This is a genomic window from Streptomyces sp. BF23-19 (genome assembly GCF_041106355.1).
Classification (GTDB): Bacteria; Actinomycetota; Actinomycetes; order Streptomycetales; family Streptomycetaceae; genus Streptomyces; species Streptomyces virginiae_A.
In genome coordinates, this window is record NZ_JBGBPT010000060.1 from 1 (window position 1) to 14,479 (window position 14,479).

Genomic DNA, 14,479 nt, shown 5'->3' on the forward strand with positions numbered 1-14,479 from the left:
GCCTCAAACGCCGGCGAGGCTGGACGTGGCGGGGCCGGGAGGGGGTCAGCTTTCCGTGCGGTACATCAGGTCCACCTCGTGGGTGGTGAAGCCGAGGCCCTCGTACACCGCCAGGGCCGCCGGGTTGTCGGCGTCCACGTAGAGCATGGCCGTCGGCAGGCCCTGGGCCGCCAGGTGGCGCAGGCCGATCGCGGTGAGGGCCTTGCCGAGGCCGCCGCCCTGGGCGCCGGGGCGGACGCCGACCACGTAGACCTCGCCGAGCTGCTCGGCCGCGTGGACCTTCGTCCAGTGGAAGCCGACGAGCTCGCCGTCGCGTTCCGCGAGGAAGAAGCCCTTGGGGTCGAACCACGGCTGCGCGATCCGGTCGTCCAGGTCGCGCTGCGTCAGCGAGCCCTGCTCGGGGTGATGGGCGAAGGCGGCCGCGTTCGCCGTGAGCCAGGCCGCGTCGTCGGCGCCGGGCACGAAGGTCCGTACGGTCACCCCGGGCGGGAGCACCGGCTCCGGCAGCGGGGCCCCGTCGGCCAGCGGCCGGCGCAGCTGGCGCAGCTCGCGGAAGAGGGTCAGGCCGAGCACCTGCGCGAGGTGCCGGGCGGCGGACTTGCCGCCGTGCGCCCAGACCCGCAGGCGCTTGCCGGAGGCGGCCAGCAGGGCGGTACCCATGGCCCGCCCGTGGCCGCGCCCGCGCAGGGCCGGGTGCACGACGAGTTCGGCGGCCGGGGCCTCCACCGGGTCGGTGTCCTCCAGCTGCCCGTAGGCGGAGAGCCGGCCGCCCTCGGTGAGCAGGAAGTGCCGGATTCCCTCGCGCGGCCCCCCGCGCAGCTGGAGCCGGCCCTGTTCGGACACGGCGGTGGTGCCGTCCGTACGTGCGGCGTCCTCGATGAGGTCGAGTACGGCGCTCGCCTGTTCCTCCGTCAGCTCGTCGAGGGTCTGAATCTGCCGTCCCGGCTCCAGGGCCGCTGCTGCGTCAGTCATGACACGAGCGTACGACCGCCGTGGGGAGGGGTGGAGTGCGGGCGCGTGGTCGGTGCTTCTTCTGCGCGTAACCAACGCGATACCGCTACCCCCTGGTAGAGCTACGCGCGTTGACCTTAGGCTTCGGCGGACCTCCCAAGTCTTACCGCTGTCACATAAGGGGATTAAATGCCAGCGACGCCACAACGGCACCGCCGAACCCGCCGGTTGACCCTCGCCGCTCTCGCCGTCACGGCCGGGGCCGGGGCGATGGTCGCGGCCGCACTTCCGGCCGGTGCCGCGAGTGGTGGCGGTGCGGCCAAGAGCCGGACCGTCGACGTGCAGATGCTGTCGTTCAACGACTTCCACGGCACCCTGGAGCCCCCGCAGGGCTCCTCCGGCACCGTGACCGAGCGTCAGGCCGACGGCACCACCAAAGCCATACCCGCGGGTGGTGTCGAGTACCTGGCGACCAGCCTGCGCGAGGCCCGCAAGGGCCACGAGTACTCCGTCACGGCCGCGGCCGGTGACATGATCGGCGGCAGCCCGATGCTGTCCGGGCTCTTCCACGACGAGCCGAGCATCGAGGCGCTGAACAAGATCGGCCTGGACGTCTCCAGCGTCGGCAACCACGAGTTCGACGAGGGCAAGACCGAGCTGCGCCGCATGGGTTACGGCGGCTGCCACCCGGTCGAGGGCTGCTTCGAGTACGGCAAGGACTTCACCGGCGCCGAATTCCAGTACCTCGCGGCCAACGTCACGGACGAGAAGACCAAGCGTCCGCTGATGTCGCCCACCTTCATCTGGAAGAAGGGGGACGTGAAGATCGGCTTCATCGGCGTCACCCTGGAGGGCACTCCGGACGTCGTGACCGCCGAGGGGGTCAAGGGCCTCAAGTTCGGCGACGAGGTCGAGACGATCAACAAGTACGCCGCCGAGCTGAACAAGCAGGGCGTGAAGTCGATCGTGGCGCTGATCCACGAGGGCGGCCTGCCCGCCAACGGCGCGTACAACTACGACTGTGACGTCCCGGGCGCCGGCGCCGGCATCTCGGGCGCGATCGTGGACATCGCCAAGAACGTGGACTCCAAGGTCGACGCGCTGGTCACCGGTCACACGCACCAGGCCTACGCCTGCAACATCCCCGACCCGGCGGGCAACCCGCGTACGGTGACGTCGGCCGCCTCCATCGGCCGCCTGTTCACCGACACCACCCTCACCTACGACCGGCAGACCAAGGACATCGTCCGTACGCCGGTCACCTCGCCGAAGCCGGTGAACAAGGTCGTGGGCCGGGAGCAGCCGAAGGCCCCGGACATGACCGAGCTGATCGACCGTTGGAAGGCGCTGGCGGCCCCGATCGCCAACCGTCCGCAGGGCTTCATCTCGGCCGACATCCCCGGCCGCGGTTCCGAGGCGCCCGAGAAGCCGCTCGGCGACCTGATCGCCGACGCGCAGCTCGAAGCGCTCGCCCCGGCGGACAAGGGCGGCGCGCAGCTGGCCGTCATGAACCCGGGCGGTATCCGCTCGGACCTCGCCTACAAGGCCTCGGGTGACGAGGGCGACGGTGTCGTGACGTACGGCGAGTCCTTCACGGTCCAGCCGTTCACCAACATGATGAACATCGTGGACCTGACCGGCGCGCAGCTGATCACCGCGCTCCAGCAGCAGGTCAGCGGTCCGGTCAACGGGCCCAACCCGAAGATCCTGCAGGTGTCGAAGGGCTTCACCTACACCCTGGACATGACCAAGGCGGGCGCGGACCGCATCGTCGTGGACTCGGTGAAGCTGAACGGCGTGCCGCTCGAGTCCGCGAAGACCTACCGGGTCGCGATGAACGAGTTCCTCGCGGGCGGCGGTGACGGATTCACCGTCCTGAAGGAGCACAAGAACAAGCTCGTGGGCGCGTCCGACCTGGACTGCTTCAACGCCTACCTGACGAAGAACTCCTCGGCGGCGGCCCCGATCGCCCCGCCGGCGGCGAACCGGATCACCGTCATCAAGTAACACCCGAAGTAGCACGCGCGTACAGCACGCCCGGAGGGGGCGGTGGGCCGACCGGCCCGCCGCCCCCTCCGGCGTTCGCCCCGCACCCCCGTGGCGGGGCGGCCGCCTCACAGGGTCGCGAGGAACGTCCCGACGGCGTCGTCGACGCCCTGGGGGTCGGTGAAGGGCACGAAGTGGTCGCCGTTCAGGGGGGTGTACGAGGTCTTGGGGCGGCGCGCGACCATCGCGTCGGCGATGTCCTGGCGCAGGGCCTGGCTGTGGGTCGCGTGGATCAGTAGGGCCGGGCAGGTGCTCGCGAGCCAGGCGTCCCAGTGGTCGCCCCGGCAGGCCTCGATGGAGTCGAGCATGTCCTGAGGGTGGAACGGCAGCCGCCAGCCCTCGCCGGAGGGGAGCGGGCGCAGGGCCTGCTCGACGAACTGGGCCCCCACCGGCCCGGCGGCTTCGAGGAGTTCCTCGCGGGTGGCGGCGGTGTATCGCATGCCGCGCAGGAAGTCGAAGAGGGGGCCCTCGGTGGTGGGCCGGATCTCGACGGTGGCGTCGATGTCGATGAGTGCGGAGATCCGGTCGGGGTGGGCGGCGGCGAGGTGGTAGGCGTTGAGGCCGCCGAGGGAGTAGCCGAGGAGGGCCACGGGGGCGTCCAGGCCGAGGTGGTCGAGGAGGGCGACGGCGTCGCAGACGTAGCCCTCGCGGCGGTGGTGCGGGGCCCGATCGGAGCTGCCGTGGCCGCGCTGGTCGGGGGCGATGACCCGCCAGGCGTCGCCGAGGTGCGCGGCGAGTCCGGCGAAGGCGAGGCCCTCGGACAGGCCGCCGTGCAGGGCGAGGAGCGGGCGGCCCGAGCCGCCGGAGTCCACGTAGGACAGGGTGCGGTCGTCGATCTTCATCTCGTGGCGCTGCATGGTGGTTCTCCCCGTTTCGTCGATCTTCTGATCTGCCGATTCCTGAAGCCTGCCAGGATTTGGGCGCACGCGCAATACACATGTGTAGGGCGCTTGCCCAAAAGAGGTGGCGGCTACGATCCCCGCATGGGAAATCGCGAGGACCTGCTGGCCGGAGCCCGGCACTGCCTGGAGGAGAAGGGCTACCTGCGCACGACCGTGCGCGACATCGCCACGGCCTCGGGGGTGAGCATGGCCGCGATCGGCTATCACTTCGGGTCCCGGGAGGCCCTCCTCAACCAGGCGCTGTTCGCCGCCATGGAGGAGTGGGCCGCGGGGTCCGGCCGGCTCACCGGTGAGGGGGAGACCGCCGGGGAACGTTACGCCGACACCTGGGACCGCAAGATCCGCGACTTCGGTGAGACGCGCTGGCTCTGGCTGGCGTCCGTCGAGGCCTTCGTCCACGCGCAGTCCTCGCCCGAGTTGCTCGCGATCCTCGCCGAGGGGCAGCGGCGCAACCGCCGGATGGTGGCGGCGGCCCTGCGCGGGGTGCCCCAGGAGGAGGTGTCCGAGGCGGACGTACGGGCTCTCGGGTCGATGCACATCGCGCTGCTCAGCGGGGTGATGGTGCAGACCCTGACCGATCCGGAGCAGGCGCCCGACGGTCGCGAGCTGCTCCAGGGGCTGCGGTCCATGGTCGAGTTGCTCGAAAGCTGACCCCTACCGACAGGTAGTAAAGCTGACGTGTGCACGCCATAATCCGGCCATCACCGGGTCGGCGAAGGGGCGGGCATGGGCATCGGCATGGGCATCGGCATCGGCACAAGCGTGGGCACGGGCACAGGCACGGGCACGGGCATGGACCGGCGGGCCTTCCTGGTCGGAGCGCTGGCCGCGGGCGCGGCCCTCGGACTGGCGGCCGCACCCGCCTCGGCCGCGACGCTCGGCACCCAGGACTGGATGGCCGGCCTCGGCGACTCCACCGCCCTCCAGCGCATGACCATCCCCGGCACCCACGACTCCGGCGCCACCAAGGGCGGCCTCTACGTCGCCTGCCAGAACACCTCGATCGCCCAGCAGCTCGACTCCGGGATCCGCTTCCTCGACGTCCGCTGCCGGGTCACCGGCGGCTCCTTCGCCATCCACCACGGGTCCTTCTTCCAGGACCTGATGTTCGGGGACGTCATGGTCGCCTGCTGGAACTTCCTCGCCGCGCACCCCTCCGAGACCGTCCTGATGCGCGTCAAGCAGGAGTACTCCGGGGAGAGCGACGCCACCTTCCGCGCCGTCTTCGACGACTACCTGGACAACCGCGGCTGGCGGCCCCTGTTCCGGATCGCCGACTCCCTGCCCACCCTCGGACAGGCCCGCGGCAAGATCGTCCTGCTCGCCGACAACGGCGGCCTGCCCGGCCTGCGCTACGGCGACGGCAACGTCTTCGACATCCAGGACGACTACAACACGGAGCCCTTCGCCAAGCGCGGCCGGATCGAGAACCACTTCCGCAAGGCCGTCCAGCAGCCCGGCAAGCTCTTCGTGAACTACGTCAGCACCTCCGCCTACATGCCGCCGCGCTGGAACTCCGACCGCCTGAACCCGCAGGTCCACGGCTTCGTCGACGGCGGGGAGATGGCCGGCCGGACCGGCCTCGGCGTCGTCCCGATGGACTTCCCGAACACCCGCTCCGGCCTGGTCACCTCACTGATCCGGCACAACTGACGGATCGGACGGCGGCGGCGTCGGCGCCCCCGGGATGCGGAGCACCGCCTCCGTGCCCGGGCCCCCGTCGGCCGCCGCCCGCAGCTCGGCGCTGCCGCCCGCACGCGCCGCCGTACGGGCCACGATCGACAGGCCCAGCCCGCTGCCGGGCAGGGCGCGGGCCGACGGGGACCGCCAGAACCGCTCGAAGACGTGCGGCAGGTCCTCGGCCGGGATGCCCGGACCGTGGTCCCGTACGGTCAGCCGGCCCGCCCGCAGCGACACCTCGACGGTGCCGCCCGGCGGACTGAACTTCACCGCGTTGTCCAGGACGTTGACGATCGCACGCTCCAGCGCCGCCGCCTCGCCCCGGACGTACCAGGGCCGCAGGTCCGAGTCGAAGCGGAGCTCCGGACCGCGCAGCCGGGCCCGGGACAGCGCCGCCCCGGCGATCTCGTGCAGGGCGACCACCCCGAGCGGGCCGGGGGAGGCCGCGTCCGGCCGGGACAGCTCCTGCAGGTCGCCGATCAGCGAGGCCAGCTCCGTCATCTGCGCCTTGACCGAGGCCAACAGCTCCCGCCGGTCGTCGGGCGGGATGGCCCGGCCGGTCTCCTCGCTGCGGGCGAGCAGCTCGATGTTGGTGCGCAACGAGGTCAGCGGGGTGCGCAGCTCGTGGCCGGCGTCCGCGATCAGTTGGGCCTGCCGCTCCTGGGAGGAGGCGAGGGCCGCCGTCATCGAGTTGAAGGACCGCGACAGGCGGGCGATCTCGTCGTCCCCCTCGTCGGGGATCCGTACGGTCAGGTCCTCGGTCCGGGCGATGTGCTCGACGGCGTCGGTCAGTTCGTCGACCGGCTGCAGTCCCGTACGGGCCACCCACAGGCCGGCGGCGCCCGCGCCGACGACCCCGATGCCGCAGACCAGGAGCAGTACCCAGGCCAGGGTGGACAGGGGCTTGTCGATGTCGGCGAGCGGCTTGGCCACGGACAGCGCGGCGGGCTGACTGCCCACGAGGGCGGGCTGCGTGTACACGCGGACGGGGATGCCGTTGGAGGTGGTCGCGTCGTAGAGCACGGGGCCCCGGCGCCGCTGGGCGACCTCCAGGTCGATCGCGGTGACCTTCAGGGTGTTGTTGCCGTCGACCCAGCAGTGGCCGCCGTCCTGCAGCACGATCTGCACCTGGGCGCTGAGGTTGTTGGCCGCCTGGTCCGGCAGGGGCGGGCCGGGGACGCAGCGCAGCTTGGCGTAGACCTGGTTGGCCTGGGCCGCGGCGTCGGTGGCGCGCAGCGAGCTGTCCAGCTGTTCGCTCAGCTGGGTGCGGACCATCACCCAGGACACCGCCGCCACGCCCGCGACCGCGAGCGCCACCGCCACCGTGACCAGCAGGGCGAGGCGGGAGCGCAGCGGGAGTGCGCGGAATCTGGCCGTCGGGCTCACTCCGGCCCGCTCTCGCCGGCGCGCAGGGCGTAGCCGACCCCGCGCACGGTGTGGACGAGGCGCGGCTCGCCGCCGGCCTCGGTCTTGCGGCGCAGGTACATCACGTACACGTCCAGGGAGTTGGAGCTGGGTTCGAAGTCGAAGCCCCAGACGGTCTTGAGGATCTGCTCGCGGGTCAGGACCTGGCGGGGGTGCGCGAGGAACATCTCCAGCAGGGTGAACTCGGTCCGGGTCAGCTCCACCGGCCGCCCGGCCCGGGTGACCTCCCGGGTCGCGAGGTCCATGCGCAGGTCGGCGAAGGTCAGGGCGTCCTCGTGGCCCCCGCCGGCGGCCTGCGGGGCGGTGTAGGAGCTGCGGCGCAGCAGGGCGCGGACCCGGGCGAAGAGCTCGTCGAGTTCGAACGGCTTGACGAGGTAGTCGTCGGCGCCCGCGTCGAGGCCGGTGACGCGGTCGCCGACGGTGTCGCGGGCGGTGAGCATCAGGATCGGTGTCACGCTGCCGGAGCCCCGCAGCCGGCGGGCGGCCGTCAGCCCGTCCATCCGGGGCATCTGGATGTCCAGGACGATCAGGTCGGGGGCGTACGAGGCCGCCCGGTCGAGGGCGTCGAGCCCGTCGACGGCCGTCTGCACGGCGTACCCCTCGAAGGCGAGACTGCGGCGCAGGGCCTCGCGTACGGCCGGTTCGTCGTCGACGACGAGGATCCGCGCTTCGCCTTCGGCGGGGTTCATGGATGGGTCTCCCGGAGGTGGTGGTCGGCCGTGGAGTGCGGCACGGGACGGCGCCTCCAGCCTCGCACGGGTGGGTCAGAAGCTGGTGCCGAAGCCGTCCGCGGCGGAGCCGGAGCCGGAGTCCGTGTCGGAGGAGCCCGCGCCGCCGGGGCCGCCCTTGCGCAGGGAGTCCAGGTCGGCCTTGATCGTGTCGACCGGGATGGCGAAGCCGAGGCCGACGCTGCCGGCGGCCGAGTTGCCGGAGGCGGGGGAGTAGATCGCGGAGGGCATGCCCACGATGCGGCCGTTCATGTCGACGAGGGCGCCGCCGGAGTTGCCCGGGTTGAGGGAGGCGTCCGTCTGGAGGGCCTTGTACGAGGTGGTGTCGGAGCCGGTGTTCCCGTTGAACTGGCGGCCGCCGAAGGAGAACGGCCAGCTGTCCTCGCCCTGCTGTCGGCCCTGCGGGGACTGCTGCTCCGACTTCGGCACCTTCACCTCGCGGTTCAGCGCGGAGACGATGCCGCTGGTGACGGTGCCGGTGAGGCCGTCGGGGGAGCCGATGGCGACGACCTGGTCGCCGACCTTGACGCCGCCGGAGTCGCCGAGCGTGGCGGGCTTCAGCCCGGAGGCGCCCTGGAGCTTGATCAGCGCCAGGTCCTTGGCGGGGTCGGTGCCCACGATCTTGGCGGGGTACTTCTTGCCGTCGCTCATCGTCACCTGGACCTCGGCGGCGCCGTTCACCACGTGGTTGTTGGTGACGATCTCGCCGTCGGCGGTGAGGACGATGCCGGAGCCGGTGCCCTGGCCGGAGCCGGTACGGACGTCGATGCGCACGACCGAGGGGCTGACCTGCTCGGCGACTCCGGCGACGGTGCCGGAGCTGGACTGCGAGACGGTGGTGCCGTCGACCCCGCCGGTGGTGCCGGCCTGCCGGTCCATCAGCTGCTCGACCGCGGCCGCCGTGCCGCCGCCGACCAGGGCCGCGGCGAGCGCCACGGCGGCCAGCAGGGCGACGGGCCGCTTGGCACGGGGCGCGGGGGCGGCGGCGTGGGCGGGACCGTGAGGGCCGCCGCCCTCGTACCCGCCGCCTTCGCCGGTGCCGTACCCGCCGCCTTCGCCGGTGCCGCCGTACCCGCCGCCTTCACCGGTGCCGCCGTACCCGCCGCCTTCGCCGGTGCCGCCCGCGCCCGCCGGGACCGTCTCGCCCCGGATGACCGGCGGCTGCGGCTGGTGCGCCTCGTGCCAACCGGGTGCGGCCGGCGGGTACGAGGGCGGCGGCGGGTAGGCCGCCGCCTCTGCGCCGGCCGCGGGGTACGCGCCGAACGGCGCGTGCTGGGCCGGGCTGTTCTCCTGCGGGTACTCGCCTTCGCGGCGGAAGCTGTCGGTCATGACACAGACTCTGACCGCCGATCATGAGAGCTTCCTGAGTCAGGCCTGAGAAGCCCGACAGAACCGGGTACGAGCGACATGAGAACCGGCCTTGACCCTCGACCTGGTGGAGGTCCCAGAGTCACGGGTGTGGAGAGCGAGATGCACAGCATTGGCGAGATGGGCCGCGACAGCGGGCTGGGCGTGAGCGCGCTGCGCTTCTACGACCGGGCGGGCGTCCTGCCGCCCGCCCGGGTGGATCCGGCGACCGGATACCGCTGGTACGCGCCCGAACAGCTCGACGAGGCCCGGCTGCTGGCCCGGCTCCGGCAGGCGGGGATGCCGCTCGCGGACATCCGGCTGGTGCTGGCGGCCTGGTCCGGCGGGGACACCGGCCTGGTGCCCCGGCTGCTGGACGGGCACCTGCGACGGCTCGAACGCGAGCTGGCCGATGCGCGCGGCGCGCTCTCCGCGGTACGCGCGCGACTCGGACACAAGGAGAGCACCATGACCACCACCACCCGCACCACCCGGCTGACCGTGCCCGCCGGGGAGTTCGCGGCCGCACTGGACTGCGTACGCTTCGCCGTCGGGACCGACCCCGAGCTGCCGGTGCTCGGCGGGATCCTCTTCGACGTGGAGGAGACGGACCTGCACGTCGTGGCCACCGACCGCTACCGGATGGCCGTGGCCCGCGCCTCGACCACCGGCCACGGCGGCGAGCGGATCCAGCTCACCGTGCCCGCCCCGCTCGTGGACGCCATGCGGGCCCTGCTGACCGACGACAGCCCGGCCCTGCTCACCGTGGACGGGGACGGGATCGAGCTGGAGACGCAGGGCCGCCGGGTCGCCGGGCAGGTCCTGGGCGAAGAGTTCCCCGACTACCGCCGTCTGACCAGGCTCCCCGAGGGCCGCCGCATCCCGCTGGACGTGCCGGCCCTGCGCAAGGCCCTCGGCGGGCAGGACGGCGAAAGGTGCGCCCTCGTCCTGACCGATACCGTGACCGTCGCCGACGAGGCCGACGAAACCGGCGCGTCCGGCATCGGGTCCGGCCACGGCTCCGCCGTCGCCGGGGACCTGGTCGGGGTCAACCCCGTCTTCCTTCTCGACGCGCTCGCCGTCGGGGACGACGACATGCTGCTGGAGTACGTGGGCCCCAAGGCCCCGCTGGTGCTCCTGCGCCCCGACACCGAGGACGCCTACTCCCTGCTGATGCCGTGCACGCTCGACGCGTGACCTGAGCTCAGCGGCAGCCGCAGGAGCGGCGGATCACCAGCGCCGACGGGAACTGCTTCAGCCGTTCCCGTCGGGAGCCGGCCACGCGCAGGCCGTCGTCCAGGACCAGGTCCACGGCCGCGCGGGCCATCGCCGGGCGGTCCGAGGCGATCGTGGTCAGCGGCGGGTCGGTGAGGGCGGCTTCCTTGACGTCGTCGAAGCCCGCGACGGCCAGTTCCCCGGGCACGTCGATGCGCAGCTCGCGCGCGGCGCGCAGCACACCGATGGCCTGGTCGTCCGTGGCGCAGAAGATGGCCGTCGGCCGATCGGGCCGCGCCAGGACCTCCAGGGCGACCGTGTAGGCGTCGTAGCGGTTGTACGGGGCCTCGATGAGCCGGCCCTCCACCGAGCGGCCGGCCTCCTGCATGGCCCGCCGCCAGCCCTCGACGTGGTCGGCCACCGGGTCGCCGACGGACGGGGTGTTCTCGACGCCGCCGATGCAGGCCACGTACTCGTGCCCGTGCTCCAGCAGGTGGCGGGTGGCGAGCTGGGCGCCGCCGATGTCGTCGGTGACGACGGCGACGTCGTCGATCGCCTCCGGACGCTCGTGCAGCAGCACGATCCGGGCGTCCCAGGCCTCGATCTCCGACGCCGCGCGCTCGCTCATGCCCTGGCTGACGAGGATCAGGCCCGAGACCCGCATGCCGAGGAAGGCGCGCAGGTAGTGGACCTCGCGCTCGTCCCGGTAGTCGGAGTTGCCGACCAGCACCATCTTCCCGCGCTCGGCCGCGGCCTGTTCGACCGCGTGCGCCATCTCCGCGAAGAAGGGCTGCCGGGCGTCCGGGACGATCATGCCTATGAGGTCGGTGCGCCGCGAGGCCATCGCCTGGGCGACCCGGTCCGGGCGGTAGCCCAGGTCCTTGATCGCGGCGAGGACACGCTCGCGCGTGGCCGGGGCAACCGGCCGGGGTCCGTTGTTGATGACGTAGCTCACGACGGCGGTAGACGTACCCGCAAGTCGTGCAACGTCATCCCGCGTCACCTTGGCCACGCGCGGCAGTCTACGCGGGGTGACCTACCTCTGGGCAGGGCGTCCGGCCGAGTGGATGCTCACAGCGTCCTCGGCCGATCGGGTGACGGCCGGAGCCGTCTGCGCGGCGGTCTGGGCCGCTGCCTTGGCGGCCGCCTGGGCAGCGGCTTCCGCCGCCGCCCGCTCGACCTTCTCCGGCGTGACGAAGCGGTAGCCGACGTTGCGGACCGTGCCGATCAGGGACTCGTGCTCGGGGCCGAGCTTGGCGCGCAGCCGTCGTACGTGCACGTCGACGGTCCGGGTGCCGCCGAAGTAGTCGTAGCCCCAGACCTCCTGCAGCAGCTGGGCGCGGGTGAAGACCCGGCCCGGGTGCTGGGCGAGGTACTTGAGCAGCTCGAACTCCTTGAAGGTGAGGTCCAGGACGCGCCCCTTGAGCTTGGCGGAGTACGTGGCCTCGTCCACCGACAGGTCGCCGTTGCGGATCTCCATCGGGGAGTCGTCCGAGCCCAGCTGCTGGCGGCCGGTGGCCAGCCGCAGCCGCGCCTCGACCTCGGCCGGGCCCGCGGTGTCCAGCAGGACGTCGTCGATGCCCCAGTCGGCGGTGACGGCCGCCAGGCCGCCCTCGGTGACGACCAGGATCAGCGGACAGCCGGGTCCGGTGGAGCGCAGGAGCTGGCACAGCGACCGCACCTGCGGCAGGTCGCGGCGGCCGTCCACGAGGATGACATCGGCTCCCGGGGTGTCCACCAGGGCGGGGCCCTCGGCCGGGGCGACCCGGACGCTGTGCAGCAGCAGGCCGAGGGCGGGCAGCACCTCGGTGGACGGCTGCAGGGCGTTGGTGAGCAGCAGGAGTGAGCTCACGACCGACCACCTGCCCGGGTCGGACGGTGGTGCACGGTTCGCTGGTCCATCACGTCGGTTCCTCCTCGGTCCCGTCGAGGACATGCGCGGTACTGCTTCGTACGTCTTGCCCGGCGTCCCGCGGCCCCCGCGCCCTGGGGTCCGCATGGATACCACTGTTCTCGGTTCGTTCAACGTGCTGAAAGCACAAAAGGACCCGGGGGCAACGTTGCCCGGATCCTCTCGCCAAGCAGAATAGCCCACCCGTCGATGCGTGGCCGAGGCCTCTTCCGCTTCCACTTCTGTGGTTCATGCCACGCTCCGGCCCTGCGTAAGCCCAGGATTCACCGGATCGGGGGCCCGCCGAGCGGTACCTGGGGGCCACCGGGCGCACACCCGGCGCGTCGGGGCACGCCGGGGTCGGCCGCGGGAGGGGCCATCATGGAGGCCGACGGTAGAGAGCCGACGATAGGAGCTGCAGTGGCAACCGGAACCATCCGCTACTGGGCGGCGGCCAAGGCCGCGGCCAAGACGGCGGAGGAGCCGTACTCGGCGGGCACACTCGCCGAGGCGCTCGACGCCGTGCGGGAGCGCCACCCCGGGGAGCTGACCCGGGTCCTGCTGCGCTGCTCCTTCCTCGTGAACGACGAGCCTGTGGGCAAGCGCCCGCATGATTCCGTCCCGCTGACCGAGGGGGGCACCGTCGAGGTGCTCCCGCCGTTCGCGGGCGGGTGAGCGGGAGCCGATGAGTACGCCTGAGGAACAGCAGCGCCGGCAGTACGCGCAGCAGCACCAGCAGCAGCACCAGCAGCACCAGCACCAGCAGCAGGAACAGCAGGAGGACCCGTACGGGACCCAGACCTGGCAGTCCGACACCTGGGACACCAGCTACCAGCCGGTGCATCCGCCGCTGGGCGCGGTGCCCGGGCAGCCGGCGGCGCCCGAGGGCTGGTTCCGCGACGAGGCTCCGGCGGCCCCCGTGACACCGGCCGCCCCGGGCCCCTGGCCGGACGGCTCCGCCTCCGCCGCCGGTGGCTACGCACCCGCCCCGGCACCGACCCCGGGCCCGTACCAGCAGCCGGCGGCTCCGGAGAGCTGGTACCGCGACGAGGTCCAGGCCCCGGCTCCCGCACCGGCTCCCGTGCAGGACTGGCCGCAGGGCGCCGAGACGGCCTACCTGCCGCCGTACCCGGGCCCCGAGCAGCAGCACCAGCCGCAGCAGCCCCAGCAGCAGCCGGTGGCTCCGGAGGGCTGGTTCCGCGACGAGGTCCAGGCCCAGGCCCCGGCTCCGGTCCAGGACTGGCCGCAGGGCGCCGAGACGGCCTACCTGCCGCCGTACCCCGGCCCCGAGCACGACCAGCAGCACCAACCCCAGCCGCAGCACCAGCAGCCGCCGGCGGTCGAGGAGACCGCGTACCTGCCGCCGGTGGCCGACGTGTCCGCCGCCGAGCGGACCGCCTACCTCCCGCCGCAGCCGGCCGCCGCCACCGCGGGCGAGGCCCCGGGCAAGGCTCCGGCCGAGGCCCCGGGCGAGCCGCTGGAGATCACCTCCTGGTCCCCGCCCACCCTCGCCGGCAACACCCTGCGCGCCGTCGACCCCGCCCAGGCGCGCGCCGAGGGCCGGTCGCCGATCATCGACCCCGGCCCGCAGTCCGCGATACTGACCGCCGTCCTCGGGCTGCTGCTCGCCGTGGCCGCCGCCCTCGGGCAGTACGCCCTGCTCCTGCCGCTGATCGCCCTGCAGGGCCTCACTGCGGCCGGCTGGTTCCGCCTCAACGGGATGTGGCCCGCCCGTCAGGGCATCGCCCTCGCCTTCGCCGGAGCCCTCGCCGCCGACGTGGCCGTGCTCGCCGTCGACCCCTCGTACGGGCCCGGCGCGATCGTCGGGACCCTGGGCGCCTGGGTGCTGCTCACGCTCGTCCTGCAGTTGCGCAGCCACGCCGATCCCGACGAGCGGATGTACGGGCTGATGGCCTCGGTGGCCTCGGCCGCCCTCGCCATCATCTGCGCCGGCTACCTCGCGGCCGACTCCGCCGCCGCCACGGTCGGCGCCGCGGCCGTCGCGGTCGCCGTCTTCGCCCGGGCGCTGCCGCTGCCCACCGCCCCCTCGGTCGGTGTCTCGCTGGCCGCGGCCGCCGGCGCCGGCATCGCGGTCGGCGGGCTGACCTCGGTCGGTACGGGCGGGGCGCTGATCGGCCTCGTCGCCGGGGCGTGCGCGCTGGTCGGCCTGCGCGTGGCGGCGTACGACTACCCGTCGAAGTTCGTGCACATGACGGCCGGTGTGGCCCTGCCGCTCGCGGCGGCCGCCCCCGCCGTGTACCTGATCGGCCGGGTGGTGGGCTGATCCCTGCCTG

The 14,479-nt window shown here is 72.9% G+C and carries 13 protein-coding genes; 6 read left to right on the plus strand and 7 right to left on the minus strand.

The features are described from left to right. Window positions 1-45: 45 nt before the first annotated feature. On the minus strand, window positions 46-972 hold the full coding sequence (gene mshD, locus AB8A24_RS28855) for a mycothiol synthase (protein ID WP_328962706.1): 927 nt from the start codon (window positions 970-972) through the stop codon (window positions 46-48). Between the two features lie 168 nt (window positions 973-1,140). Here mshD and AB8A24_RS28860 point away from each other — a divergent pair, with 168 nt between their 5' ends. Beyond that, window positions 1,141-2,958, plus strand: a complete 1,818-nt coding sequence (locus tag AB8A24_RS28860) for a bifunctional UDP-sugar hydrolase/5'-nucleotidase (RefSeq protein WP_369478006.1) — start codon at window positions 1,141-1,143, stop codon at window positions 2,956-2,958. A gap of 107 nt (window positions 2,959-3,065) precedes the next feature. Here the strand turns inward: AB8A24_RS28860 and AB8A24_RS28865 are convergent, their stop codons facing one another. Beyond that, complete coding sequence (locus tag AB8A24_RS28865) at window positions 3,066-3,854, minus strand: alpha/beta fold hydrolase (RefSeq protein ID WP_369478007.1); 789 nt, start codon at window positions 3,852-3,854, stop codon at window positions 3,066-3,068. A gap of 126 nt (window positions 3,855-3,980) precedes the next feature. On the opposite strand from AB8A24_RS28865, the gene AB8A24_RS28870 reads away from it, so the two are divergent. Together AB8A24_RS28870 and AB8A24_RS28875 are read left to right on the plus strand one after the other, a co-directional pair. Next, window positions 3,981-4,550, plus strand: a complete 570-nt coding sequence (locus AB8A24_RS28870) for a TetR/AcrR family transcriptional regulator (RefSeq protein WP_328962709.1) — start codon at window positions 3,981-3,983, stop codon at window positions 4,548-4,550. 141 nt (window positions 4,551-4,691) lie between these two features. Further along, complete coding sequence (locus tag AB8A24_RS28875; RefSeq protein WP_369478027.1) at window positions 4,692-5,552, plus strand: phosphatidylinositol-specific phospholipase C; 861 nt, start codon at window positions 4,692-4,694, stop codon at window positions 5,550-5,552. On the opposite strand, the gene AB8A24_RS28880 is transcribed toward AB8A24_RS28875, so the two are convergent. From AB8A24_RS28880 to AB8A24_RS28890, 3 genes are all read right to left on the minus strand, one after another. Beyond that, window positions 5,532-6,965: a sensor histidine kinase gene (locus AB8A24_RS28880; RefSeq protein ID WP_369478008.1), complete on the minus strand. Its 1,434-nt coding sequence runs from the start codon at window positions 6,963-6,965 to the stop codon at window positions 5,532-5,534. The genes AB8A24_RS28875 and AB8A24_RS28880 overlap by 21 nt on opposite strands. Continuing rightward, a complete protein-coding gene (locus AB8A24_RS28885; RefSeq protein ID WP_328962711.1) occupies window positions 6,962-7,693 on the minus strand; it encodes a response regulator transcription factor in 732 nt (243 codons plus the stop codon). Before AB8A24_RS28885 ends, AB8A24_RS28880 begins: the two co-directional genes overlap by 4 nt. Before the next feature lie 75 nt (window positions 7,694-7,768). Then, the gene (locus tag AB8A24_RS28890; RefSeq protein WP_369478009.1) at window positions 7,769-9,061 is read right to left on the minus strand and encodes a S1C family serine protease; all 1,293 of its coding nucleotides are present in this window, start codon (window positions 9,059-9,061) and stop codon (window positions 7,769-7,771) included. A gap of 141 nt (window positions 9,062-9,202) precedes the next feature. Between AB8A24_RS28890 and AB8A24_RS28895 the strand changes: the two genes are divergently transcribed. Further along, the gene (locus tag AB8A24_RS28895; RefSeq protein ID WP_369478010.1) at window positions 9,203-10,276 is read left to right on the plus strand and encodes a MerR family transcriptional regulator; all 1,074 of its coding nucleotides are present in this window, start codon (window positions 9,203-9,205) and stop codon (window positions 10,274-10,276) included. A gap of 7 nt (window positions 10,277-10,283) precedes the next feature. Here the strand turns inward: AB8A24_RS28895 and AB8A24_RS28900 are convergent, their stop codons facing one another. Together AB8A24_RS28900 and AB8A24_RS28905 are read right to left on the minus strand one after the other, a co-directional pair. Then, complete coding sequence (locus AB8A24_RS28900) at window positions 10,284-11,306, minus strand: LacI family DNA-binding transcriptional regulator (protein ID WP_030728501.1); 1,023 nt, start codon at window positions 11,304-11,306, stop codon at window positions 10,284-10,286. A 24-nt stretch (window positions 11,307-11,330) separates the two neighbouring features. Beyond that, on the minus strand, window positions 11,331-12,146 hold the full coding sequence (locus AB8A24_RS28905; protein WP_369478011.1) for a response regulator transcription factor: 816 nt from the start codon (window positions 12,144-12,146) through the stop codon (window positions 11,331-11,333). Window positions 12,147-12,605: 459 nt separating this feature from the next. Here AB8A24_RS28905 and AB8A24_RS28910 point away from each other — a divergent pair, with 459 nt between their 5' ends. Together AB8A24_RS28910 and AB8A24_RS28915 are read left to right on the plus strand one after the other, a co-directional pair. Further along, window positions 12,606-12,860 carry a MoaD/ThiS family protein gene (locus tag AB8A24_RS28910; protein WP_030387258.1) on the plus strand — a complete coding sequence of 85 codons (255 nt, stop codon included), beginning with the start codon at window positions 12,606-12,608 and terminating at the stop codon, window positions 12,858-12,860. A 10-nt stretch (window positions 12,861-12,870) separates the two neighbouring features. After that, window positions 12,871-14,469: a hypothetical protein gene (locus AB8A24_RS28915; protein WP_369478012.1), complete on the plus strand. Its 1,599-nt coding sequence runs from the start codon at window positions 12,871-12,873 to the stop codon at window positions 14,467-14,469. The last annotated feature ends 10 nt before the right edge of the window (window positions 14,470-14,479 follow it).